Origin of the sequence: Mycobacterium sp. E1715, from assembly GCF_001667625.1 — a bacterium.
GTDB lineage: Bacteria > Actinomycetota > Actinomycetes > Mycobacteriales > Mycobacteriaceae > Mycobacterium.
Genome location: NZ_LZJJ01000383.1, coordinates 1 through 1823, shown reverse-complemented (window position 1 = coordinate 1823; position 1823 = coordinate 1). Strand labels below are relative to the sequence as shown.

The following is a 1823-nucleotide window of genomic DNA, read 5'->3' as shown; positions in this document are numbered from 1 at the left end:
CAGGCCGACCTCGAGAAGAGCCAGCTGCTGTTGGAGTACCTGGTCAATGCGATCCAGCAACGCCGCCAAAACCCCGGCTCCGACATGCTGTCGCAAGTCATGGCCAGTGACGGTGACTTCACCGATCTGGAACTGCTGGGCATGAGCCACCTGCTGATCCTGGCGGGCCTGGACACGGTGACCGCGGCGATCGGATTCTGCCTGTTCGAGTTGGCGCGCCGGCCACAGCTGCGCGCTTCGCTTCGCGAGAACCCAAGGCAGATCCGGGTTTTCATCGAAGAGATCGTCCGGCTGGAGCCCTCTGCGCCGGTGGCCCCCCGGATCACCACCCAATTCGTCGAAATCGGCGGCATGACGTTGCCGCCCGGCACATCGGTGCGGTTGTGCATGGCCGCGGTCAACCGCGACGAGAGCGACGCCACGTCCGTCAACGAGCTCGTGATGGACGGAAAGGTCCACCGGCACTGGGGGTTTGGGGGCGGACCGCACCGCTGCCTGGGCTCTCATCTGGCGCGGATCGAGCTGACCGTCATCGTCGGAGAATGGCTCAGGCAGATCCCCGACTTCGACGTGCCGGCGGACTACGTCCCCGCGATCAACTACCCGTCGAAGAGTTTCGCGCTCAAAGAATTACCGCTGCGCTGGGGCTGATTCGGCCAGCCCCGGCGCAGCGGTATCCGCCTTACTTGCGCAACTCCGTCGCCGCGACCTGGACGAACACACCGGTGTCCTCGGCCATCAGCAGGCCTCGACCACGGGGCAGCGGCCCACCCTTCATCTTGCCGCGGATGAAGCCCTCGTCCGGGTCGGCGTCCATGACCAGCAGCGGCGCGTTCGCCTGGGCCAGCGCTCGCAACATCGGGTCGCTGCCCGCCGACGACCAACCACCGAAGGTGCGCGTGACGAGCACGTGCAACCCGACGTCGGCGGCCCTGGTCACCCACGGGGCGGCCTTGTGCAGTGGCGAGTCGAAACCTGCCGGCAGCTGCTGGATGTCGTCGACGATCAGGAAGATCTCCGGACCGCTCCACCACGACCGCGACAGCAACTCCTCGGCGGACAGACCCGGCGGCGGCTCGCGTCCGGCCAGGACCGCCGCCAACTCGCCCATCATCGCCTGGACGCCGTCGAGGTTGTAGGCGAATTTCTCGACATAGTCCGGACCCAGCGTGGTCAGCAGCTGGCGCCGCGGGTCCACCAGCCAGACCTGTGCCGACGGCTGGCCGGGCGGCGGCGTGGGCGCGCTGCTGGCTCCCGGCGCGTACAGCCGGCCGATCTCGGACATGATGGTGGCCAGCGTCGTGGTGCGCCCACATTCGCGTCGACCCGTCACCATCAGGTGCGCGTTCTCGGCGAAGTTGAGGTACACCGGCGACAGGTCCAATTCGGAGATGGCCCAAGCGATTCCGCCCGCACCGACGCCCTGTCGCGTGTCCCGTGCGGCCAGCTCGCGCAATTGCTCCACGTCGAACCGCGCCGGGAGGCGGCGCACCGGCGGGGCCTGGCTGCTCGTCAGGCGGCTCACGGCGTCGATGACGCTGTCGGACTCGAAGACGTAGTCAGCTGTGCTCCCGAGCGCGGGGCGGGCCACCAACGTGTGCAGACCGGCCTGTGGGTCGGAATCGAGGCGGACGTAGTTGACCGCGACCATGCCGCGGCCCGGCTTGACCGGAACTTCCTTTGCGAACCGGGACCGCACCAGTTTGGCGTCCTCCACGGCGGCCAGCCGCAGCTCGACCCGGGAGCCGAACCCGCTTCGCACCGGGGGCCGCAGCTCCGATTCGCGATCGGCCGTGACCACCACGTGGACCCCGAACGACGGG

General features: G+C 68.3%; 2 protein-coding genes. One reads left to right on the top strand and one right to left on the bottom strand.

What is annotated here, in order from left to right; genetic code table 11:
* Positions 1 to 651, top strand: a 651-nt coding sequence (locus tag A9X03_RS18945; RefSeq protein ID WP_156736653.1) for a cytochrome P450, incomplete at its 5' end; no start/stop codon positions are given.
* A 31-nt stretch (positions 652 to 682) separates the two neighbouring features.
* On the opposite strand, the gene A9X03_RS18940 is transcribed toward A9X03_RS18945, so the two are convergent.
* A partial coding sequence (locus tag A9X03_RS18940; RefSeq protein WP_255369127.1) for an FtsK/SpoIIIE domain-containing protein occupies positions 683 to 1823 on the bottom strand: 1141 nt, incomplete at its 5' end.